Below are 21,785 nucleotides of genomic sequence, written 5' to 3' on the forward strand. Positions count from 1 at the left end.
GAAGTGGGGCGAATTATAGAGACTCAGAATCTGCCGTCAACACTTAATTTGAGTTTTCTATCAACCTTAGGAAAACGTCGCTTCTATATAGACGCGAACGCAGTGAGTGCGCACTATATTGCCCAATACACCAGCTACCTTCTCGGATGATGCCTCGCAAATGAACGACCAACCCCGCAGCCTTGCCTCAACCCTGTTCCCGGTTGGCCTTCTATTAATAGCCATGGCATCAATCCAGTCCGGCGCCTCGCTGGCGAAAAGCATGTTCCCCATCGTTGGCGCTCAAGGCACGACAACTCTGCGCCTGATCTTCGCCAGCATCATCATGCTGTTACTGCTCAAACCCTGGAGAGCGAAGCTGACGGCAAAGTCGCTACGCACAGTGATTGTCTACGGGATGGCCCTAGGCGGCATGAACTTCCTGTTCTATATGTCATTGCGCACTGTTCCGCTCGGCATCGCCGTCGCCCTGGAGTTCACTGGCCCGCTGGCAGTCGCCATCTATGCCTCACGTCGCGCGATCGATTTTCTTTGGATAGTTCTGGCGGCCATCGGATTGCTGTTACTGATACCGACCGGCGCCACCGAATCGGGTATCGATCTGATCGGTGCAGGCTATGCGCTGGGAGCCGGCGTTTGCTGGGCACTGTACATTCTGTTCGGTCAAAAGGCCGGCGCAGATAACGGCGTGACTACTGCGGCGCTTGGCGTGATGATCGCAGCCCTGTTCGTCGCCCCCATCGGCATCGTCCATGCCGGAAGCGCACTGCTGACACCCACATTGATCCCGATCGCGATCGGGGTCGCGATCTTGTCCACAGCCCTTCCCTACACACTGGAAATGATCGCTCTCACCCGCATGCCCGCCCGCACCTTCGGCACGCTTATGAGCATCGAACCGGCCTTTGGCGCACTGTCGGGCCTGCTATTCCTTCAGGAATACCTTTCTTTGTCACAATGGATGGCGATCCTGTGCATTATTCTGGCCTCCGTCGGTGCGACCATGACTATGGGCAGCACTGCCAAACCCGCGATCGCGGCAGATTGAAACGGGATTGAACGAAGATCTGGCATTTGGCGCTCATTTAGGCCATGTTTAGCCTCGCAACCCAATGCCAGACATGGATTTTTTCGGATAGGGACATCAGAACGCTTCAAGCGAGAGCGCATACAGGCAGACCCGAGCGCCAGACTCGAGGCCGCCATAAGGACGGTAATGAAACGAATTTTGATACTGATCGCCATACTCGCCATTGCAGGCTGTGCGGCGACGTCGAAAACCCAGGTCAAGCATGGCAAGAAGGGGCTGCACATCAACTGTTCGGGGCTATCCTCCTCTTGGGACAAGTGCTACACCAGCGCCGCAAACTCTTGTGCACCGAAAGGCTATAAGGTCATCGCAAAATCAGGTGATGCCGTGGAGGAGCCGGGTGATTACCCCTTCGGCCTCAACCCTGCCGGTTACACCAGCCGCAGCATGATCGTCATCTGCAAATAGGCCGCCACTATTGCGCTCGCGTAGCGGCGAGCTGGTTCCCGATCTCTTCATGACAGGAACTCAGCACCCGCTGCTGAATTTTTGGCGACGCCAGCATACGCGCCACCACCAGCGCCCCGACACATTGCGACAGAATCGCCCAGGCCAGGCTGTCGCTTTCCAGAATCTGCGCCCAACTTTCCTGAAGCTTACAAATCCACAGTTCGGCCTGTTCTCGCACAACAACATCCGATCGCGCAATCTCGGCGCCCAGTGCAGGCAATGCGCAGCCCAGCTCAGGTTGCTCGACATGAGCCATGTTCAGATACAGTTTCAGGCATCGCTCCAGCCGTTCCCGATCTTGCGGACCCTGCCCGCCCAAGCGTTCCAGACTCTGGCACAACTCGCGCTCGACTATAGCCGCAAACAACGCGTCCTTGGACGAGAAGTGGCTGTAGAACGCCGCTCCACTCAGGCCGATCGCCTTCATCAGTCCATCGACACCCATTGATGAGAACCCGTTTCTTTTCGCAGAAAGCGAACTGCTTTGCAGGAGTTTCTCTTTCGTTTCCAGCTTGTGACCGGCGGAGTACCGCATGTATTTGTCCCCACAATTGAGTGCCTTGACGCTCAGCGGATCCTAGCATAACGTTCGTTCACTTAACGATCGTTTACTAAAGGGATCCACCCATGAATAACAAGAAGGTCGTATTGGTTGTCGGTGCAGGTGATGCTACAGGTGGCGCCATCGCCAAGCGCTTCGCCAAGGAAGGTTTCATCGCTTGCGTCACGCGCCGCAGCGCCGACAAATTGCAGCCGTTGGTGGAAGCCATTCAGGCGGACGGCGGGGAAGCCCACGGGATTGCCTGCGATGCACGTAAGGAAGAAGACGTGATAGCGCTGATCGAAGATATCGAAACCCGCCTGGGCCCGATTGAAGCATTCGTTTTCAACATTGGTGCCAACGTTCCTTGCAGCATCCTCGAAGAAACCGCCCGCAAGTATTTCAAGATCTGGGAAATGGCCTGTTTTTCCGGATTCCTCAATGCCCGCGAAGTCGCCAAACGGATGGTGCCCCGTAACCGTGGCACCATCCTGTTCACCGGCGCGACTGCAGGATTGCGCGGTGCCTCAGGCTTTGCCGCATTCGCCGGGGCCAAGCACGGTATTCGGGCTCTGGCACAGAGCATGGCCAGGGAGCTTGGCCCGATGAACATCCACGTCGCCCATGTCGTGGTCGACGGCGCCATCGATACCGACTTCATCCGCGACAACTTCCCCGACAAATACGCCACCAAGGATCAGGACGGTATTCTCAATCCCGACCATATCGCCGAGAACTATTGGTATCTGCATAGCCAACCCCGGGACGCCTGGACGTTCGAACTGGATCTGCGTCCATGGAATGAGCGCTGGTAATTCCCCTCCCCGATAACAAAAACAGAGTGCAGCGAACATGAGCAAAACCGTGGAGTTTTATTTCGATCTCGGCAGCCCCGCCACCTACCTGGCCTATACCCAGCTACCAAGGATCTGCGCCGAAACCGGCGCTCAACTGATCTACATTCCGATGTTGCTGGGCGGCGTCTTCAAGGCCACCGGCAACGCATCGCCGGCAATGATCCCGGCCAAGGGTCGTTACATGTTTCAGGACCTGGACCGCTACGCCAAACGCTACGGCGTGCCCCTGAAATTCAACCCGCATTTCCCGATCAATACCCTGATGTTGATGCGCGCGGTCACCGGTATTCAACTGCGTCATCCCGATCGCTTCCAGGCATTCATCGATTGCCTGTTTAAAGCGCTGTGGGTTGAAGGCCGTCCTCTCGATGAACCGGCAACCGTTGCCGCCGTGCTGACCGAACATGGCTTCCATCCTGAAGAGGTACTGGCATTGACCAATGATGAAGCAGTCAAGGCTGCACTCAAGGACAATACCGAAACCGCCGTGAAGCGTGGCGTCTTCGGTGCGCCGAGCATGTTCATCGACAACCAGTTGTTCTTCGGTCAGGACCGGCTCGACTTCGTGGCGCAAGCCCTTCGCTAAATCTCCACCACCAGACGCCCCTGAGCTGCCTTCGTTGCCAGCAGCTCATGGGCTTCCCCGGCAGTTTCCAGCATAAACCGACGCGGATCGAGCAACGGGCGCAATTGGCCGGACTCAATCAAGGCAGCAGCCTGTCGCAGGATCTCGCCATGATGCTCACAGCCTCGGCCGGTCAGTAACGGCAGCAAGGTGAACACTCCCGAATACGTCGCCCCACGAAACGACAACGGCGCCAGACTGTGCTGCCCCCAACCGAGACAGCTCAGCACATGCCCGCTATAGATCCGTGCTGCTTTGAAGGATGCGTCCAGCGTCTCGCCGCCGACCGTGTCATAGACAATATCGAACCCTTCCCCCGCCGTGAACCTGGCGACGTAGTCCTCCACCGAGTTCTCTCGATGATCAATGAACGTCGCACCGTAGCCCTCGATGATCGAGCGTTGTCCCGCAGAACCCGTGGCATAGACTTCGGCACCGAATGCACGAGCCAGTTGAATGGCCACATGCCCGACACCGCCCGCACCACCGTGAATCAACACGTTGTGCCCCGCCCCCACCCGAGCCCGATCCACCAGACCTTCCCAAGCGGTGATCAGTATCAATGGCAAGCTTGCGGCCTCACGTGAGCTGAGGTTCAAAGGCTTACGCGACACCAGTCGTGCGTCCACCACTGCAAACTCGGCCAACGATCCTTGCGCGCCGCCAATGCCCGTGGCTAACGCATACACCTCATCGCCCGGCGCCCATCCCTGCACGCCCTCACCCACTGCTTCGATCACACCAGCCAGATCCAGTCCCAACACTGCCGGCAACGGTTGCCGGGCATGGGCGGCCTGCCCCGCACGAATTTTCAGATCGAGCGGATTCACACCGCTGGCCTTGATCCGCACCAGTACCTGTCCAGCCCCAGCCACAGGCCGTTCCAGGGAAACCAAGCGTAACGGCCCATTGGCCTGGTCCACCATCAGGGCTTTCATGTTCAGTGAGTCAGTCATTTCGGTCATTCCTGTCGGAGAAAGTGAAACCATGTTCCCGCAACAGACCCATGCCGATAAGAAGCCAAATGACTATAGTGAGCATGCCGAATTGGCATGAATGAGGCGCTTCATGGACAAGCTAAACGCAATGGCCATCTTCGTCCGGGTAGTCGAACGCGGCAGTTTCTCCGCTGTTGCCCGGGAACTGCACACCACCCAGCCGACTATCAGCAAAGTCCTGCGCGCCCTTGAAAATCAATTGGGCGGCAAGCTGATTGCCCGCAGTACGCGCAAGTTGTCACTGACCGATGAAGGTCAGCGGTACTACAACGAATGTCGAAATATCCTCGCAGCCGTGGATGCCGCCGAGCAGCGTTTCCAGTCCGGCAGGGAAACCGTGGCCGGTCCTCTACGAATCGGCTCATCCGTCAGTTTCGGCCGTTTGCAGATTGCCTCGCGACTGGCGGATTTTCTGCAACTCTACCCTCAGGTGCAGGTCGACCTGCAACTCAGCGATCAGAATCTGGATCTGGTCAGTGAAGGCCTGGACGTCAGCCTGCGCATCGGCGATTTGAACGACAGCGGCATGATCGCCCGACGCATCGGCACCACCCACCGGCTCACAGTGGCGACGCCCGATTACCTGCGACGCCAAGGTCACCCACAATCACCTCAGGATCTCGCGCAGCACAACTGCCTGCAATTCAACCTGCTCAGCACTCAGAACCTGTGGACCTACGAGAAGGATGGCCAATATCACGACGTACGTATCCAGGGCAATGCCCAGAGCAACAACTCCGAAGCGATCCGCGAAATGGTCTTGGGAGGACTGGGGATTTCGCTGTCACCGGTCTGGCTGTTCAGCGAGGATTTGAAGGCCGGTCGGGTGATCGCCCTGTTGCAGGACTACCAGACCCGATCATTGCCGATACACGCCGTGTCCCCGGTGAACCGTCGCCAGTCCGCCAGGGTCAACGCGTTTGTCGACTTCATGACCCGGGCGCTGGCTGCAGCGCCCGAGCTTCAACCGATCAGATAGCGGCAGTACGCGTGCTCAACCACTCCAGTGCCGCGCCATCAAGCAGCGGGCTCAGACGCTCGCGCACTTCGGCGTGATAGGCGTTGAACCACTGTTTTTCTTCCTGCGTCAGCAACGACGGTTCCAGGCAACGGGTATCGATCGGGCACAGGGTCAGGGTTTCAAACTTGAGGAACTCGCCGAATTCGCTGCTTCCCGCTTCAACGTTCATCGCCAGGTTCTCGATCCGCACACCCCAGCGGCCCGGACGATACGTGCCCGGTTCAATGGAGGTGATCATCCCCGGTTGCATGGCAGTCTGTGGTGCTGGCGCCGCCTGGTAGGCAATCACCTGCGGACCTTCGTGAACGTTGAGGAAGTAACCCACGCCGTGGCCGGTGCCGTGGCCATAATCCACGTTCTCGGCCCAGATCGGCGCGCGGGCAATCGCATCCAGCAGCGGCGACAGAATGCCTTTAGGGAAATGGGCGCGGGACAACGCGATCACGCCTTTCAGGACGCGGGTGCAGTCGCGTTTCTGCTCTTCGGTTGGCGTACCGACCGCCACCATCCGCGTGATGTCGGTAGTACCGCCCAGATATTGGCCACCGGAGTCAATCAGCAACAAGCCGTCACCCTCGATCACCGCGTGCTCTTCCGGGGTGGCGTGGTAATGCGGCATCGCACCATTGGCGTTGAATGCGGCAATTGTGTTGAAACTCAGCGACACATAATCCGGACGACGCTCACGGGCTGCCGTGAGTTTTTCATCGATGGTCAGCTCGGTTATGCGCTCGCGCCCCCAGGCCGATTCCAGCCAGGTGAAAAACTCGCACAGCGCCGCGCCATCCTGCTCCATCGCCTGACGAATATGGGCGGCGTCTGCCAGGCTCTTCTGCGATTTGGCCAGCGTGGTCGGGTTCAGGCCTTCGACCAGTTTCACGCCACTGTCGAGGTTGTCCAGCAGACCGCTGGTCACCCGCGCCGGATCCACCAGCAGGCTCGCGCCACTCGGAATCGCACGCAGGGCATCAGCGATTTCGCTGTAGTCACGCACGGTCACGCCGTCTTTTTCCAGCACGGCACGCAACTCTGCATCGACCTTACTCAGTGCGACAAACAGCGTGGCCTGCTGCTGGCTGATCAGCGCGAAAGAAACGAATACCGGGTTGAACGACACATCGCCGCCGCGCAGGTTGAACAGCCAGGCGATGTCGTCGAGGGTGGCGATGAAATGCCAATCGGCGCCGCGCTCCTGCAGGGTTTCGCGCAGTTTGGCGAGTTTCTCGCCACGGCTGACTGTCGCCTGCGGAGGCAGGTGCTGGTAGATCGGCGCATTCGGCAGCGCCGGGCGATCACTCCAGACTTCTTTCAACAGGTCGATGTCGGTACGCAGACTGGCGCCCCGCGCCTCGAGCTTGCTGCCCAGCGTACGCGCCGACGCAACCGCCATCACCGCACCGTCAACCGCGACCACGCCACCTTCCGGCGTCTGTTCGGCGAGCCAGTCCAGCGGGCTCGGCTGACCCGGTTGCAGTTTCACCAGTTCGATGCCGCTGCCCTTGAGTTCCTTGGTCGCCTGTTCCCAGTAGCGACTGTCGGCCCAGACCCCGGCGAAATCGGGGGTGACAATCAATGTACCCACCGAGCCATGGAAACCCGACAACCATTGCCGACCCTGCCAGTAACCCGGCAGGTATTCCGACAGGTGCGGGTCGGCGGACGGCACCAGCAACGCGTGGATACCTTCGCGGCGCATCAGTTCACGGGTGTGCGCGAGGCGCTGGGGAACCGTTCCATCGGTCAAAGTCTGGGTACTCATCATGTCTCCTGCCAATCACTTCATCGTTATTGTTCGGTGCCGTTCCAAGACGGCGAGTTAAAGCCTTGTCGCCCAGAATGCCGGAGCACTGGCGCAGGCGGTCCTGATCAGTTCTACAGCCTTGTCGACGTCTTCGGCAGTGGTGAAACGGCCGAGGCTCAGGCGAATCGTGCGCGCCGCCAGATGCGCATCGTGCCCCAGTGCCAGCAAGACGTGGGACGGCGCGTTGCTCGCGGAATTGCAGGCCGAAGTCGCGGAAAACGCAATTGAATGACTCAGCGCCGCCGGGTTGAACTCGCCTTCGCTGAAGGTCAGGCTCAAGGTGTGCGGGATACGTTGAGTACTGCTGCCGTTGAGGCGCACGCCGGGCAGGCTCAACAGTTGTTCAAGCAGACGTTCGCGCAGCGCGACGATGGTTTTCTTCTCGTCATCAAAAGCTTCGGCAGCCAAGGCAAACGCCGAGCCCATGGCAGCAATCTGGTGAGTCGCCAACGTACCGGAACGCAAGCCGCCCTCGTGGCCACCACCGTGAATCTGCGCCTGCAAGCGCTGTTGCGCACGCGGGCCGACGTACAGCGCGCCGATGCCTTTGGGGCCGTAGAGCTTGTGCGCCGAAAACGACATCAGGTCCACCGGCCATTGCGCCAGATCGATCGCGACCTTGCCCGCGCCCTGAGCCGCATCGACGTGGAACAAGGCCCCGCGCCCACGCACCACTTCGCCGATGGCCGGGATGTCGTTGACGGTGCCGAGCTCGTTGTTGACCAGCATCAGCGATACCAGAAAGGTGTCATCGCGCGTCGCTTCGCTGACTGCTTGCGGGGTGATCAGGCCTTCGGCGTCCGGCACCAGATAGGTCACGGCGACACCGGCGTCCTGCAATTGCCGGGCGGTATCGAGAATGGCTTTGTGTTCGATCTGACTGGTGATGATGTGCCCGCCGGACACACCACGGGCCTGGGCCACGCCTTTAAGGGCAAGGTTGTTGGATTCGGTAGCGCCGGAGGTCCAGACAATCTGCTGTGCCTGAGCGCCAACCAGTTCGGCGACTTGTCGCCGAGCGTTCTCGACCGTTTGTCGGGCTTGTTGGCCGAAGGCGTGGGAACTGGAGGCCGGGTTGCCGAAGTTACCGTTGAAGCCCAGACACTCGGTCATCACCTGGATGACCCGCTCGTCCACCGGGGTGGTGGCGGCGTAATCGAAATACAGCGGACGTGTGTTCATAAAAAGACTCGCAGAGCGTGTTCCGGGATCAGGAAGCTCGTGTCTACAAACGGCACGGCGCAGCCTTGTGAGCTGCGTCCGGGTTCGAGAGCGCCATCAATACCTGATCGGATGCCGTTAAAGAAGAACAACTTCATTTAAAAGTGCGTAGGAACGCTCCTGAGCGCGACTTTAACAGGCATCGGGGCGGCGGTTGTAGCACTGCGTCAGCCAAAGCTTTCAAGGAGTAACGGATACAGCGAAATCACCAGCAACGCCGCCATGCCCCAGTTGAACACCCGCAGCCAGCGACGATCCTTGAGCACGTTACGCAGCAACGTTCCGCACGCCGCCCAGACACCGACGCTCGGCAGGTTGATGATGGCAAACACCGCGGCAATCACGATCACATTGGTGAAGTAACCCTGCATCGGCGTGTACGTGCTGATGGCGCCGATGGCCATGATCCAGGCTTTGGGATTGACCCACTGAAAAGCCGCCGCGCCGAGATAGCTGATCGGTTTTGCTTCGCCCTGCTCGCTGTCGCCGACCGGGCCCGAATGGGCGATTTTCCACGCCAGATACAACAAGTACGCCGCGCCAACGTAACGCAGAGCCGTATAAAGAAGAGGATAAGTCTGGAACACCGCGCCCAAACCAAAACCCACTGCTACCACCAGCACGAAGAAGCCGCAGGTAATGCCGAGCATATGGGGGATGGTGCGGTTAAAACCGAAGTTCACGCCCGATGCCAGCAACATGGTGTTGTTCGGCCCCGGTGTGATCGAGGTGACAAGGGCAAACAGGGCGAAGCCCAGCAGCAGGTCGAGCGAGAGGGTCATGGCAGGCAGTCCGTCAGGGATCATTCAGGTGTTGACCCTATCCCACGGCGCCGCGCAAACCCACGGACAGTTGGGTAAAACTTCGAGCAGTACAGTTGCGAATCAGCTAGGACGACCGTGCAGCTGTACGGCCCGCTCGGCGCTCATTTCACCCTTGTTGTCGAAACCGAATGTCTTCTGCGGCTGGCCGAGCAATTCGGCTTTTTTCGCGTGGTATTCCTCGAAGGACAAACCGCGACGGTTCAAGGTTTCGAGGGCCAGTTCCCGGGTTTCTTCCGCAGTGTAAGGCCGCAATTCCGGGGAAACGTGGCTCGCGCAACCGGCGAGAACAGAGACAGCGAGCATCAGCGAAACAGTCAGTAAACGATTCATGGGAGTGTCCTGGCGAGCGGTGTGTGTCGATGGAGAAAGGCTACGCCCGGGCACGCTTTGGCAGAAATCAACGCTCTCAATAGTGGCTATCGGAATTTGGACAGGGTTGATTTCATATTTTCGTGACGGCAGTTTCCTCGGCCACAGCGCGCTACGAAGTCACCGACGAATTCCTCAAGATCTGGCGCCGCGTGTTGCAAGGCGGAGCCGCAACGTGACCTGCACGCGGCTGATCAAGATCGGCGAGTTGGCGGTGAACAAATAGCGCCCTGCGGCCAACCCGCAAGGCGAGCGCCTTATCCAGCTGCCGATCTAGCCGACCAGTTGGCAGTGCAAGCCATCGTCGTGACTGCGGGCGATGCTGCTCAGTACCTGGAATGAGCCGAAGGTCACGGTGCGCGCCTGATGAGTACGGATCAGTTGCCAGAAGTCCTGCTCGCCGGTCTCGAAACTCTGGAACGCGGCCTCTCCCGCCTCGCGGGACTGCCATTGCAGAAAGCTCAACACTCGCCGGCCATCGTCGCTGGCCTGGACGCTGGCACTGACGAAGCCGGGGTAACGCTGGGCCAGGCGTTCGGTCTGCACCGCCAGCGCCGAGACCAGCGCCGGTTGCTGGCCGGGTTCGATTTCAAATTCGATCAATTGGGTAAAGCTGCGGTTTTTCGCTGGTGCTTGCATGACATCCCCACTCTGTCAGACGAATCTTGCGATTCGAAGGCGTGCAGGGTAAAACCTCGAGTTAACTAGAGGTCAAGGGGCAATTTTCAAATGATCACTGCGGAAAATCTGCACAAGCAATTGACCGTCGGCGAAGTCGCGGCCCGCAGCGGCGTGGCGGTTACCGCCCTGCACTTTTATGAATCCAAGGGTTTGATCAAGAGCCAGCGCAATGCCGGCAACCAGCGCCGCTATCCTCGGGAGGTGCTGCGGCGGGTGGCGTTGATCAAGGTGGCGCAACGGCTGGGCATTCCACTGGCGGAAATCGGCGAGGCGCTGAAACAGTTGCCGGATAACCGCGCGCCGACGGCGGCGGACTGGAAAGTGTTGTCGGAGCAGTGGCGGCGGGAGTTGGACGAGCGGATCAATCAGTTGGTGCTGCTGCGTGATCGGCTGACCGGTTGCATCGGTTGCGGATGCCTGTCGATGGAGGCCTGCCCGCTGCGCAATCAGGGCGATGTGCTGGGCGAACAGGGGCCCGGAGCGCATTTTCTCGACGTTCCAAAGTGAAGGTTCCCACGCCACGGGTTTCGGCTTCCCGCGCGTAGTCAGCGAACAGGAACGCCAGCGCCAGCGGCGATTTTTGTGGTCGGCATTTGGGCTCCGTTCCGGCGTTGCGGGGCTGCTCGTCGGCTGCCCGGTCACGGCGGCGGCACGGATCTATAGTTGAGCGACCGGCAACCCCGGCGAAGGCATACCTTCAACCTCTAATAAAAACCAGGCAACAAATAACAGGGAGCACCGCCATGAGCGTCAAACCCATTCCCGAGGGATACCACAGCATTACCCCGTACCTCGGCATTCACAAAGCTGCCGAAGCCATCGACTTCTATAAAAAAGCGTTCGGTGCCACCGAAGTGATGCGCCTGAGCATGCCCGACGGCGGCATCGGCCACGCCGAACTGCGCATCGGCGACAGCGCGATCATGCTCGGTTCGCCATGCGATCAAGGACCGCTGAGCAATCCGGACACAGCGGTGTCGGTCGGTTTGCATCTGTACGTGACCGATGTCGACAAATCCTTCCAGCGCGCGCTGGATGCCGGCGCGACCTCGGTGTCCGAGGTCAAGGATCAGTTCTACGGCGACCGCAGCGGGACATTGAAAGATCCGTACGGGCATCTGTGGTTCCTGGCCACGCGCAAGGAGGACCTGACCCAGGCGCAGATCGAGCAGCGGGCGAAGGAGATGTTCCAGCAGGGTTAGCAACGCCGAGTGTCCATTCCCGCGCAGCGCGCGGGGATCGGCAAACACGATTCATGAACCGTCGAACCACGCTTCACGGCTTGTCATGAACGCCCGGCGATTTCAGGATGCAGGCCACTCGCCTGAATAAAGGATCACTCCAGATGTTTGCCGGATTCGTCAAAGACCAGCGCCTCGTCAACGGCGTGGACATCAGCTACCGCATCAAAGGCAGCGGCCAGGGTCTGCTGCTGTTGCACGGGCACCCGCAGACCCACGTCATCTGGCACAAGATCGCCGAGCAACTGGCCGAACATTTCACCGTGGTCGCTGCTGACCTGCGCGGTTATGGCGACAGCAGTCGCCCGCCGGCCGATGAGGCTCACCTTAATTACTCCAAGCGCGAGATGGCCCGCGACGGCGTGCAATTGATGAAAGCGTTGGGTTTCGAGCATTTCTCGATCCTTGCCCACGACCGTGGCGCCCGGGTCGCCCATCGCCTGGCTCTCGATCATCCCGAGGTTGTGCAGCGCATGGTCCTGCTCGACATCGCCCCCACGCTGGCGATGTACGCCCAGACCAATGAAGCCTTTGCCCGGGCTTACTGGCACTGGTTCTTCCTGATCCGTCCGGCGCCGCTGCCGGAAACCCTGATCGAAGCCGATCCCGAAGGTTACCTGCGCAGTGTCATGGGCAGCCGCAGCGCCGGGCTGGCACCCTTTACCGATGAGGCGTTCAGCGAATATCGGCGTTGCCTGGAACGTCCCGGCAGCGCTCGCGGAATTTGTGAAGATTATCGGGCCAGTGCCGGCATCGACCTGGAACATGATCGCGCCGACCTCGCGGCCGGTCGTCACTTGAACCTGCCATTGCTGGTGCTGTGGGGCGCCGAGGGCACCGTCGGTCGATGCTTCGATCCGCTCAGGGAATGGGAACAGGTGGCCACCAACGTACGGGGCAAGGCCCTGCCTGCCGGGCATTACCTCGCCGAAGAAGTCCCTGAACTGTTGCTCGTCGAAGCGCTCGATTTTCTCTGCTGATTTCCCTCCTCCAACCCGGCGGCATGCGCTGCCGGACTGCTTCGCCCTCTCCTCGCAAATCCGCCCCGCGCAGCCGCCACCTGCAATCGCGAAACATTTACTTTCATATCGCTTATCGGGATTTGCTTCGGTCATCCGTCTTATAGAAATGCGGGCCGGTCGCGTAGGCAAAAGCCACGACCGGCCCTTCAGGGACTGCCGCGCTGCGAAGCCCGTAGCGTCAAGTCCTCTTACTGAATCAAGACCCGTCATCATGTCGAAGAAATCCCGCTCGAAACTGTGGTTCCTGGTACACAGCTGGCTGGCATTGCCGATCTGGTTTTTCGTTCTGATCGTCTGCGTCACCGGCACGCTGGCGGTGGTCAGCCAGGAGATCGTCTGGCTGGCCAACCCGCAAATGCGCGCCAGTGCACCGTCGGATGATGCACCGCGCCTGAGTTACGACCAGATCCTCGCCGAAATCAAAAAAGCCGAACCGCAGACGGTGGTGCAAAGCATCAACCGCCCGGACGAATCGCACTTTGCCCTCGACGTCGACGTCAGCTACCCCGACGGGCGTTCCTTGACGGTCTACGTCAATCCGTACACCGGCGTAATTCAGGGCACGGCGCCGAGCTTCAACTTCAAGGCGTTCACCCGCGCACTGCATGGCTGGTGGCTGGTGCCGTTCACCAACGGTTTCAGCTGGGGCTGGTATCTGGTGTCGTTCCTCGGCCTGCCGATGCTGGCGTCGCTGGTGACCGGACTGGTGGTGTACAAGCGTTTCTGGAAAGGTTTCTTCCGCCCGACCTTACGCATTCGCCACGGTGCGCGGATTTTCTGGGGCGACTTCCATCGCCTCAGCGGCATCTGGTCGATCTGGTTCATCGCGGTGATTTCGATCACCGGCACCTGGTTCCTGATCCAGGCGCTGCTGTTTGACAACCAGATTTCCATCTCCAGCGAGCCGATCATTCCGGCCATGTCTCGCGAAGCCGTGCCGCAGTCCAGCGATGGTTTGCCCCCGCCGCGCATCAGCCTGGACCGCGCCATCGAAATCGCCCAGACAAAAATCCCCGGCTTCGAAGCCAGCTTCATCAGCCTGCCGGGCAATGCCTACGCGCATCTGGATATCGGCGGGCGCGGCTGGTATCCGCTGATGTACCAGACCGCCACGCTCAACCCGTACAGCGGTGACGTGGCGGCTTCGCGGCTGTTGTCCGATCGCACGTCGCTGGAGTTCGTCACCGAATCCATGCGCCCGCTGCACACCGGTGACTTCGGCGGTCTGTGGGTCAAGCTGATCTGGTTCTTCTTCGGCCTGCTGCTGAGCATGATGGTCCTCAGCGGTTTGTTGATCTGGACCAAGCGCACCGCGCTGGCCACCGCCAACGCCCTCAAGCGCGAGCACAAGAAACAGCGCGTACATACACAACCCGCCCTGCGCCGTGAAACGTCGGAGGCCAACCTGTGAGCAAGTCCACTCCCGTGGCTCAGCCTTCACGGCTGAGCGTGATCTGGCACAAATGGCGCTTCCACATCAACGTGCTGTTGCTGTTGATCCCTTTGGGCTTCATGCCCAAATATTTCGCCGACGCCTCGCTGTTTCGCGGAGACAGCGGATTGGGTGAAAGGGAGATCGGCGAAATCCAGGTCGGTCCCTGGAGCCTGCGACTGGCCGAACTGCGCAATGAGGCACCGACCCTGAGCGGGCCGGCCGGCTACATGAAAGATTTCAACGCGGCCCTCTGCGATGCCTGTGTCGACCACGTCAAGGCGACGTACCTGCGCATCGGCAAACCTCGCAGCCTGCGCGCGGCCGGGGTGATTTTCTTCGGCACACCTTACCGCATGGGCACCCAGCTGCCGGTGCCGGAAAAGACCGCTGCCGACGCCGAACTGTGGATCACCATGGAAGGCTGGGACGGCAGCATGCATCAAGCCTCGATCCCGCTAAGCCAGGCCTCGCCTGCCACCCTCGCCTGGCTGAACAAACAAGGAGCCAAACCATGAGCCGTCCTTTCCGACTGAGCATCCGCACTGCACTGCTGGCGCTGTGCGCCGGTTTCAGCGCCAGTGCCCTGGCCCACAACCCGATGTGCGAGTGCAAGGCCATCGACGCCGAGCAGATCAAATGCACCGGCGGTTTCTCCGACGGCAGCGGCGCGCCGGGGGTGACCCTGGATGTGATCGGCTACGACGAAACCATCCTGGTGCCTGGCAAGCTCGGCGCCGATTCGACCCTGACCTTCAAGAAACCCGGCGCCGAGTTCTACGTGCTGTTCGACGCCGGCCCCGGCCATGTGGTCGAAATCGACCAAGCGGATATCGAAGCCCCATGACCACACCGACCACCCAGGTTGTACGCCCGGCCGGTGCCGGGCACGAAACCCTCAACGTGCTGCTGACGTGCCTGCTGATCCTGGCGGTCGCCGGATCTGTAGTGGCATGGCGCGGCGTTTCCCACGAGCCCGAGCCGGTTTCCAGCCATCAGCTGGATGCCCGCCGCGACCTCGGCGCCAGCGAGCAAGGCATCTATGCCGACTTGCGGGTGACCCTCGACGAGATACGCCTGCTGCGTGAAGAACAGCAAGCGCTGCCGACCCCGCAGGACCTTGCAGATGAAGGGTTCGCGCCATTCGCCCAGGATGCCAGCTCGGTCAGTCGTGGCGGTCATGCCTGGCAGTTGCTGGCCGACCGCGCCTACTTCGGCCACAGCCAGGCTCCGGCCGTGGCCGGGTCGTTTCTGATGCGCCTGAACGACGCCGCACCGGATATCTGGCTCAACCGCGCCACCGACCTGCAAGCGCCGACAGATCTGTCCGACGCAGCGCTGTCCGCTGCCGGCTGGAAACAGATCGTCGCGCAATTCGATGCCGGCGTGACCCGCGAACATCGTCATTGAACCCTCGCCTTCATTCGAGAGAAGACCGCTTGCCCATGCCTAGTTCATCTCAACGCCGCCCCTTCCTGCGCCTCCTGCTGATCGGTCTGTGCGCCTGCCTGCTGAGCCCGCTGGCCAGCGCCGATCAGGCCAAGCGCCTGCGCATCGGCATCACCCTGCATCCGTATTACAGCTATGTGGCGAACATCGTCGGCGACAAGGCCGAGGTCGTGCCGCTGATTCCCGCCGGCTTCAACCCGCACGCCTACGAGCCGCGTGCTGAAGACATCAAGCGCATCAGCGGGCTGGATGTGATCGTGCTCAACGGAGTCGGGCATGACGACTTCGCCGACCGCATGATCGCCGCCAGCGAAACGCCGAACATCAAGACCATCGAGGCCAACGAAAACGTGCCATTGCTGGCCGCCACCGGGGTTGCCGCGCGCGGTGCCGGCAAAGTGGTGAACCCGCACACGTTTCTGTCGATCAGTGCCTCGATTGCCCAGGTCAACAACATCGCCCGTGAACTGGGCAAGCTCGACCCGGACAACGCCAGGACCTACACCCAGAACGCCCGCGCCTACGGCAAGCGCTTGCGGCAGATGCGCGCCGACGCTCTGGCCAAGCTGACCCAGGCACCGAACGCCGAATTGCGAGTGGCCACGGTGCACGCCGCTTATGACTACCTGCTGCGCGAGTTCGGTCTGGAAGTCACCGCCGTGGTCGAGCCGGCCCATGGCATTGAGCCGAGCCCGAGCCAGTTGAAGAAAACCATTGACCAACTGCGCGAGCTGGACGTGAAAGTGATCTTCTCCGAGATGGACTTCCCGTCTACCTACGTCGAAACCATCCAGCGCGAGTCCGGTGTGAAGCTGTACCCGCTGTCGCACATTTCCTACGGCGAATACACCGCCAACAAGTACGAAAAGGAAATGACCGGCAACCTCGACACCGTGGTTCGGGCGATTCGGGAGTCCGGCGCATGACTTCAAAAGAAATCGAACTCCCTGTGGGAGCGAGCTTGCTCGCGAAAGCGTCCATTCAGTCAACGTCGCCGTTGGATGAGAAACCGCATTCGCGAGCAAGCTCGCTCCCACGAGTATCAGGCCCGACTCTGGAATTCGCCGACGTCAGCCTGACCCTCGGCCGCACGACCATCCTCGACAAGGTCACCTTTCAAGTTCAGCCCGGCAGCGTGCATGCGCTGGTCGGCCCCAACGGCGGCGGCAAGAGTTCGCTGATCAAGACTCTGCTCGGGCAAATGCCCCATCAGGGCCGGCTCAGCCTGCAATGGCCCGGCGAGCCCGGCACCATCGGCTACGTGCCGCAGGCGCTGGAGTTTGATCGCGGCCTGCCGATGACCGTCGATGATTTCATGGCCGCCATGTGCCAGCGTCGCCCGGCGTTTCTCGGATTGAGCAAACGCTACGCCGGCGCCATCGGTAATGCACTGGAGCGGGTCGGCATGCAGGACAAGCGCAAGCGCCGGATGGGCGCGCTGTCCGGTGGCGAACGCCAGCGGGTGCTGCTCGCCCAGGGTCTGATTCCGGCGCCGCAATTGCTGGTGCTGGATGAACCGATGTCGGCCCTCGACGAAGCCGGGATCCAGGTGTTCGAGCGTTTGCTCGGCGACTGGCGCGCGACGGGCGTCACCGTGCTGTGGATCGAGCACGATCTGGAAGCGGTCGGGCGCCTGGCCAATCGCGTCACCGGCCTCAACCGCCGCGTGCTGTTCGACGCCACGCCACAACAGGCCCTGACCCCTGAGCGCCTGCTGACCCTGTTCTCGACCCATCCACGGAGCGCTGCCTGATGAGTTATGAAGCCTTTCGTTTGATGGTGCAGGGCTGGGCGTCGTCCGGTTACCTGCCGGAAGCCCTGGCCTACGGTTTTGTGGTCAACGCGCTGCTCGCCGGCCTGTTGATCGGCCCGGTGCTCGGCGGTCTCGGCACGCTGGTGGTGGTCAAGCGCTTCGCGTTTTTTTCCGAGGCGGTCGGCCACGCGGCGCTGACCGGCGTGGCCATCGGCATTCTGCTCGGCGAACCCTACACCGGGCCTTACGGCAGCCTGTTCGGCTATTGCCTGCTGTTCGGCATCCTGCTCAATTACCTGCGCAACCGTACCGGCCTGGCTCCGGACACATTGATCGGCGTGTTCCTGTCGGTGTCTCTGGCGCTGGGTGCCAGCCTGCTGCTGATCCTGGCGGGCAAGATCAACGTGCACATTCTGGAAAACGTATTGTTCGGCTCGGTGCTGACAGTCAACGGCAACGACCTGCTGGTGCTGGCGATTGTCGGTTCACTGGTGATGGCGCTGGCCCTGCCGTTGTACAACCGGATCATGCTTGCCAGCTTCAACCCGCAACTGGCGGCGGTGCGCGGTGTCGCGGTGAAAACCCTGGATTACCTGTTCGTGATTCTGGTGACGCTGATCACCGTCGCGGCAGTGAAAGTCATCGGCGCGATTCTGGTCGGCGCCCTGCTGGTGATTCCGGCAGCGGCCGCCCGCTTGCTCAGCCAGTCGCTCAAGGGTTTCTTCTGGTGTTCGGTGCTGATTGCCACGGTCAGCACGCTGTGCGGGATTCTCGCACCGATCGTGTTCGACCTGCCGATTCCGTCCGGCGCCGCGATCATTCTGGTCGCCGGTATCGCCTTCGCCATCGCTGCGATTGCCCGGGGCGTCGTCCCCAGTCTGAAAGGGAACCTTGGATAAATGGCTTTTTCATTGCGACAACTGACCCTGGCCATCGCCCTCAGCGGCGCAGTTTCGAGCCCTCTGCTGGCGGCCGAGAAACCGTTGCGGGTGCTGGCCTCGTTGCCCATCACTTATGGTCTGGGCGAAGTCCTGCTCAAGGGCACCGACATCAGCCTCGAACGCGCTGCGCCGGCCAATCTGCCGGGCAGCCGTCAGACCGCTTACTTCACCGGGCGCGGCGCCCCCGCGCTGAGCAAACTGGCCGCCGGCGCCGATGCAGTGATCGGCGTGCGCTCGCTGTGGGCCGATGATCCGCTGTACCCGATCGCCCGCCGCAGCAATATCCGCATCGTAGAAGTCGACGCGGCGCGCCCGGTGGACGGCGCCTTGCCCGGCATTGCCGTACAACCGGGGCTCAAGGTTGACGGCCTGAACAGCCAGCCGTGGCTGGCGAGCAACAACATGGGGCGCATGGCTGACGTGATGGCAGCGGATCTGGTGCGCCTGGCGCCGAAGGACAAACCGAAGATCGAGGCCAATCTGGCGGCGCTGAAACAACGTCTGCTGAAACTCAGTGCCGACAGCGAGGCGCGTCTGGCCAGTGCCGATAACCTGAGTGTGATGAGCCTGAGCGACCACTTCGGTTATCTGATCGGCAGCCTGAATCTGGAACTGATCGGACAGGATGCGCGTCCGGATACCGAATGGACGCCAGAAGATCTGAAAAAACTGACCGCCACACTGAAAGACAATGACGTAGCGGTGGTGCTGCACCATCGGCAGCCGTCGGACGCGGTGAAAGCGGCAATCGCCGAATCGGGCAGTCAGCTGCTGGTGCTGAGCACCGATGCGGCGGACCCGGTGGGGGAGCTGGAAGGGAATGTGGATGTGTTGCTCAAGGGCTTGAGCGGCGCGTAACGCCAGTCGCCCCCCGTTGATCGTTCCCGAAGCGGACGCAGAGCGTCCAATGAGACATTCCCACGCAGAGCGTGGGAACGATCATCAAGGCCGATCTTCCAGACATGAAAAAACCCGCTGACCGTTCTCGGTTCAGCGGGTTTCTTTTTGGCTGGAGACTTACTGGGCAGCCGCTTGCGCTTCCATCTTCTGGCGCAGGCTCAGCGGGCGCATGTCGGTCCAGACTTCTTCGATGTAGGCCAGGCATTCCTTTTTCAGGCCGCTCTTGCCGACGGTGCGCCAGCCCTCCGGCACGGCCTTGTAGTCCGGCCAGATCGAGTACTGCTCTTCGTGGTTGACCACGACTTGAAAGAGGATGTCCTCGCGGTCGAATACTGACGTCATGCTGTGTCTCCATCGCTTGAAGGGTGGGCTGCACGACGGGTGCAGCCGGGTTTGTAGAAAGAACGTTCGACGCGGCGAAAAATTTACAGGCTGGCGGTCGCGGCGCTCAGCGCACGGCCGAAGATTTCGGCGACGCGATCGATTTCGGCGGCAGTAATCACCAGCGGCGGCAGGAAGCGCACCACCGCGCCATGTCGCCCGCCCAGCTCCAGAATCAGCCCGCGCTTGAGGCATTCACGCTGAACCAGGGACGCCAGACGTGCGAAGGCCGGTGGATGGCCCAAGGCATCCGGGGTGCCATTCGGATCGACCAGCTCGACGCCGAGCATCAGGCCACGACCACGAATATCGCCCAGTTGCGGGAAATCGCGTTGCAGGATGTGCAGGTGTTCACTCAAGCGTTCGCCCATGGCGGCGGCGTGTTCGCAGACCTTGTGTTCGACCAGGTAACGCATCACCGCGGAACCGGCGGCCATCGCCATCTGGTTGCCACGGAACGTCCCGGCGTGGGCGCCTGGTTGCCAGGTGTCGAGCCAGTCGCGATAGACCACCACGGCCAGCGGCAGGCTGCCGCCGATGGCTTTGGACAGCACCACTACATCCGGCGTGATGCCGGCGTGTTCAAAGGCAAACATCTTGCCGGTGCGGGCGAAACCGCTCTGGATTTCGTCGATGATCAACGCCACGCCGACCTTTTCGGTGATGCGGCGCAGACCGCGCAACCACTCGATGTCCGCCGGAATCACACCGCCCTCGCCCTGCACCGCTTCAACGATGACGGCGGCCGGCAATTGCACGCCAGCCTCCGGGTCGTTGAGCAGGTTTTCCAGGTAACTCAGGTTGGCCTTCACGCCCGCCGCGCCACCGAGGCCGAACGGGCAACGGTAGTCGTACGGGAACGGCATGAATTGCACGCCGTTGCTGAGCAATGCGCCCAACGGTTTCTTCGGACCGAGGCTGCCCATCAGGCTCAAGGCGCCCTGACTCATGCCGTGATAACCGCCGGAGAACGACAGCACAGTGCTGCGCCCGGTGGCGGTACGCACCAGTTTCAGCGCGGCTTCCACGGCGTCAGTGCCGGTCGGGCCGCAGAACTGGATTTTCGCTTCCTTGGCCAATGCGGGAGGCAAGAGGCCGAACAGGTCCTGAACAAACTGATCTTTCACCGGTGTGGTCAGGTCCAGGGTATGCAGCGGCAGCTCATCGGCCAGCACCTGCTGGATTGCCTCGATCACCACCGGATGGTTATGCCCCAGCGCCAGAGTGCCGGCACCCGCCAGGCAATCGATGAAGGTCCGGCCCTCGACGTCCTCGACGTACAGACCCTTGGCGCGTTTCAACGCCAGCGGAATGCGCCGCGGGTAACTACGGGCATTGGATTCCTGCTGGCTCTGACGGGCCAACAACGGCGACTCATTGAACTGATACAGCGTTTCCGCCGGCGCGGAGGCGATCCGGGCCGACGACTCTTCGATAAGGCTGGTGGCGACTGACATCTCTCGACCCCTCAATACGCTATGGATAGTGACCAAAACTGCACACCAGGCAGTGCGCGCTCCGGTCGCGGGGCGCACATGCAGGTTTTCCTGTTCTGGAAACGCACCAGCGTGTTGAGGATTTACACCCTTGATCGAATGTCAGGCCGAGATTGCCAGCGCCTTGTGCATCGGCAGAGTCACAACGCCGTGTTGTATGAGGGGAGACGCCGTTTCGCGATAACCCAGGCGCCGGTAGAACGCCGCGCCGGTTCGCGTGCTGGCGAGCGTGACGCGAGGCTGGCCACGAATCCGCAGCCACCCCTCCAGATCGCCCATCAGTGCGCGACCCGCACCGCGACGAAACCACTCCGGCTGCACATGACAGAACGTGATCTCGCCATTGGCTGCGGCCATGCCGACACCGACAGGTTTGTCCTGCAGCAGCGCGATGTTCAGGTAAAGACGCGGATCGGCGAGCCAGGCGCTGATGTGTTCCGCCGATTGTCGGCGGATCCAGCGGTCGACCAGTTGTGGATCGTTGCGATGGTCGAGCGCGCAACCTACGCGAATCGAGCGCTCGAGAATCCGGCTGATGATGCCGGCGTCGGCGGGGGTGGCGGGACAGATGTAGACGGGTGCTTCCATGGCGCTGTTTCCCTCAATCCATTGAGTCAGAGACTGGAGCGACAATAACGTCGCGGCCAGCAGATGACTAATGGAGAGAGGTTACATTTGATGTGCCTGGCAAA

26 protein-coding genes and 1 pseudogene are annotated in these 21,785 nt (G+C 61.0%); 17 read left to right on the top strand and 10 right to left on the bottom strand.

Annotation, left to right across the window (positions count from 1 at the left end):
• Window positions 1–160 precede the first annotated feature (160 nt).
• Together rhtA and MKZ87_RS17255 are read left to right on the top strand one after the other, a co-directional pair.
• The gene (gene rhtA / locus MKZ87_RS17250; RefSeq protein WP_234205699.1) at window positions 161–1,048 is read left to right on the top strand and encodes a threonine/homoserine exporter RhtA; all 888 of its coding nucleotides are present in this window, start codon (window positions 161–163) and stop codon (window positions 1,046–1,048) included.
• 168 nt (window positions 1,049–1,216) lie between these two features.
• Entirely contained in the window at window positions 1,217–1,498 is a 282-nt protein-coding gene (locus MKZ87_RS17255) for a hypothetical protein (RefSeq protein ID WP_085700151.1), read from the top strand.
• A 7-nt stretch (window positions 1,499–1,505) separates the two neighbouring features.
• On the opposite strand, the gene MKZ87_RS17260 is transcribed toward MKZ87_RS17255, so the two are convergent.
• The gene (locus MKZ87_RS17260; protein WP_085700150.1) at window positions 1,506–2,075 is read right to left on the bottom strand and encodes a TetR/AcrR family transcriptional regulator; all 570 of its coding nucleotides are present in this window, start codon (window positions 2,073–2,075) and stop codon (window positions 1,506–1,508) included.
• 92 nt (window positions 2,076–2,167) lie between these two features.
• Here MKZ87_RS17260 and MKZ87_RS17265 point away from each other — a divergent pair, with 92 nt between their 5' ends.
• Together MKZ87_RS17265 and MKZ87_RS17270 are read left to right on the top strand one after the other, a co-directional pair.
• Window positions 2,168–2,896 (top strand): SDR family oxidoreductase, encoded by a 729-nt coding sequence (locus MKZ87_RS17265; protein ID WP_234205701.1) that lies wholly within the window; start codon window positions 2,168–2,170, stop codon window positions 2,894–2,896.
• A 37-nt stretch (window positions 2,897–2,933) separates the two neighbouring features.
• On the top strand, window positions 2,934–3,524 hold the full coding sequence (locus MKZ87_RS17270) for a 2-hydroxychromene-2-carboxylate isomerase (RefSeq protein ID WP_085700148.1): 591 nt from the start codon (window positions 2,934–2,936) through the stop codon (window positions 3,522–3,524).
• Here MKZ87_RS17270 and MKZ87_RS17275 read toward each other — a convergent pair.
• Window positions 3,521–4,519 carry a zinc-dependent alcohol dehydrogenase family protein gene (locus MKZ87_RS17275; RefSeq protein ID WP_266201393.1) on the bottom strand — a complete coding sequence of 333 codons (999 nt, stop codon included), beginning with the start codon at window positions 4,517–4,519 and terminating at the stop codon, window positions 3,521–3,523. The genes MKZ87_RS17270 and MKZ87_RS17275 overlap by 4 nt on opposite strands.
• 112 nt (window positions 4,520–4,631) lie before the next feature.
• Here MKZ87_RS17275 and MKZ87_RS17280 point away from each other — a divergent pair, with 112 nt between their 5' ends.
• Window positions 4,632–5,540, top strand: a complete 909-nt coding sequence (locus MKZ87_RS17280; RefSeq protein WP_266201394.1) for a LysR family transcriptional regulator — start codon at window positions 4,632–4,634, stop codon at window positions 5,538–5,540.
• On the opposite strand, the gene MKZ87_RS17285 is transcribed toward MKZ87_RS17280, so the two are convergent.
• The 4 genes from MKZ87_RS17285 to MKZ87_RS17300 form a co-directional block, all read right to left on the bottom strand.
• Window positions 5,533–7,341, bottom strand: coding sequence for an aminopeptidase P family protein (locus MKZ87_RS17285; protein ID WP_266201395.1), 1,809 nt, complete (start codon window positions 7,339–7,341; stop codon window positions 5,533–5,535). The two genes, MKZ87_RS17280 and MKZ87_RS17285, sit on opposite strands and share 8 nt — an antisense overlap.
• Before the next feature lie 57 nt (window positions 7,342–7,398).
• Complete coding sequence (locus MKZ87_RS17290) at window positions 7,399–8,565, bottom strand: aminotransferase class V-fold PLP-dependent enzyme (RefSeq protein WP_266201396.1); 1,167 nt, start codon at window positions 8,563–8,565, stop codon at window positions 7,399–7,401.
• 206 nt (window positions 8,566–8,771) lie between these two features.
• A complete protein-coding gene (locus MKZ87_RS17295; RefSeq protein ID WP_085700143.1) occupies window positions 8,772–9,386 on the bottom strand; it encodes a LysE family translocator in 615 nt (204 codons plus the stop codon).
• Between the two features lie 102 nt (window positions 9,387–9,488).
• The gene (locus MKZ87_RS17300) at window positions 9,489–9,758 is read right to left on the bottom strand and encodes a hypothetical protein (protein ID WP_085700142.1); all 270 of its coding nucleotides are present in this window, start codon (window positions 9,756–9,758) and stop codon (window positions 9,489–9,491) included.
• Between the two features lie 124 nt (window positions 9,759–9,882).
• Between MKZ87_RS17300 and MKZ87_RS29065 the strand changes: the two are divergent.
• Window positions 9,883–9,967, top strand: a pseudogene (locus MKZ87_RS29065) (hypothetical protein); the annotation flags it as partial.
• Window positions 9,968–10,070: 103 nt separating this feature from the next.
• Here the strand turns inward: MKZ87_RS29065 and MKZ87_RS17305 are convergent.
• Window positions 10,071–10,436 (bottom strand): antibiotic biosynthesis monooxygenase family protein, encoded by a 366-nt coding sequence (locus tag MKZ87_RS17305; RefSeq protein ID WP_085700141.1) that lies wholly within the window; start codon window positions 10,434–10,436, stop codon window positions 10,071–10,073.
• A gap of 90 nt (window positions 10,437–10,526) precedes the next feature.
• Here MKZ87_RS17305 and soxR point away from each other — a divergent pair, with 90 nt between their 5' ends.
• The 11 genes from soxR to MKZ87_RS17360 all read left to right on the top strand — a co-directional run bounded on the left by soxR (window position 10,527) and on the right by MKZ87_RS17360 (window position 19,174).
• Window positions 10,527–10,985, top strand: a complete 459-nt coding sequence (soxR, locus tag MKZ87_RS17310) for a redox-sensitive transcriptional activator SoxR (RefSeq protein ID WP_085700140.1) — start codon at window positions 10,527–10,529, stop codon at window positions 10,983–10,985.
• Between the two features lie 236 nt (window positions 10,986–11,221).
• Window positions 11,222–11,680: a VOC family protein gene (locus MKZ87_RS17315; protein WP_085700139.1), complete on the top strand. Its 459-nt coding sequence runs from the start codon at window positions 11,222–11,224 to the stop codon at window positions 11,678–11,680.
• Window positions 11,681–11,823: 143 nt separating this feature from the next.
• Complete coding sequence (locus MKZ87_RS17320) at window positions 11,824–12,699, top strand: alpha/beta fold hydrolase (protein ID WP_085704491.1); 876 nt, start codon at window positions 11,824–11,826, stop codon at window positions 12,697–12,699.
• A 253-nt stretch (window positions 12,700–12,952) separates the two neighbouring features.
• Window positions 12,953–14,152 carry a PepSY-associated TM helix domain-containing protein gene (locus MKZ87_RS17325; protein ID WP_085704489.1) on the top strand — a complete coding sequence of 400 codons (1,200 nt, stop codon included), beginning with the start codon at window positions 12,953–12,955 and terminating at the stop codon, window positions 14,150–14,152.
• Window positions 14,149–14,691, top strand: coding sequence for a thiamine pyrophosphate-binding protein (locus tag MKZ87_RS17330; protein WP_085700136.1), 543 nt, complete (start codon window positions 14,149–14,151; stop codon window positions 14,689–14,691). The genes MKZ87_RS17325 and MKZ87_RS17330 overlap by 4 nt, the downstream gene beginning before the upstream one ends.
• A complete protein-coding gene (locus tag MKZ87_RS17335) occupies window positions 14,688–15,020 on the top strand; it encodes a hypothetical protein (protein WP_085700135.1) in 333 nt (110 codons plus the stop codon). The genes MKZ87_RS17330 and MKZ87_RS17335 overlap by 4 nt, the downstream gene beginning before the upstream one ends.
• Window positions 15,017–15,583 carry a DUF6162 family protein gene (locus tag MKZ87_RS17340; RefSeq protein ID WP_085704487.1) on the top strand — a complete coding sequence of 189 codons (567 nt, stop codon included), beginning with the start codon at window positions 15,017–15,019 and terminating at the stop codon, window positions 15,581–15,583. The genes MKZ87_RS17335 and MKZ87_RS17340 overlap by 4 nt, the downstream gene beginning before the upstream one ends.
• Window positions 15,584–15,618: 35 nt before the next feature.
• A complete protein-coding gene (locus MKZ87_RS17345) occupies window positions 15,619–16,548 on the top strand; it encodes a metal ABC transporter substrate-binding protein (protein WP_085704485.1) in 930 nt (309 codons plus the stop codon).
• Complete coding sequence (locus MKZ87_RS17350) at window positions 16,545–17,375, top strand: metal ABC transporter ATP-binding protein (protein WP_085704483.1); 831 nt, start codon at window positions 16,545–16,547, stop codon at window positions 17,373–17,375. Before MKZ87_RS17345 ends, MKZ87_RS17350 begins: the two co-directional genes overlap by 4 nt.
• Entirely contained in the window at window positions 17,375–18,274 is a 900-nt protein-coding gene (locus MKZ87_RS17355; protein WP_085704481.1) for a metal ABC transporter permease, read from the top strand. Before MKZ87_RS17350 ends, MKZ87_RS17355 begins: the two co-directional genes overlap by 1 nt.
• A complete protein-coding gene (locus MKZ87_RS17360; RefSeq protein WP_085704479.1) occupies window positions 18,275–19,174 on the top strand; it encodes a metal ABC transporter substrate-binding protein in 900 nt (299 codons plus the stop codon).
• Between the two features lie 159 nt (window positions 19,175–19,333).
• On the opposite strand, the gene MKZ87_RS17365 is transcribed toward MKZ87_RS17360, so the two are convergent.
• The 3 genes from MKZ87_RS17365 to MKZ87_RS17375 form a co-directional block, all read right to left on the bottom strand.
• Entirely contained in the window at window positions 19,334–19,558 is a 225-nt protein-coding gene (locus tag MKZ87_RS17365) for an MbtH family protein (RefSeq protein ID WP_007917715.1), read from the bottom strand.
• Window positions 19,559–19,641: 83 nt separating this feature from the next.
• Complete coding sequence (locus tag MKZ87_RS17370; protein WP_085704478.1) at window positions 19,642–21,054, bottom strand: aspartate aminotransferase family protein; 1,413 nt, start codon at window positions 21,052–21,054, stop codon at window positions 19,642–19,644.
• Between the two features lie 141 nt (window positions 21,055–21,195).
• Complete coding sequence (locus tag MKZ87_RS17375; protein WP_085700128.1) at window positions 21,196–21,681, bottom strand: GNAT family N-acetyltransferase; 486 nt, start codon at window positions 21,679–21,681, stop codon at window positions 21,196–21,198.
• Window positions 21,682–21,785: the final 104 nt, after the last annotated feature.

Source organism: Pseudomonas sp. MCal1 (assembly GCF_026341415.1).
Lineage (GTDB): Bacteria > Pseudomonadota > Gammaproteobacteria > Pseudomonadales > Pseudomonadaceae > Aquipseudomonas.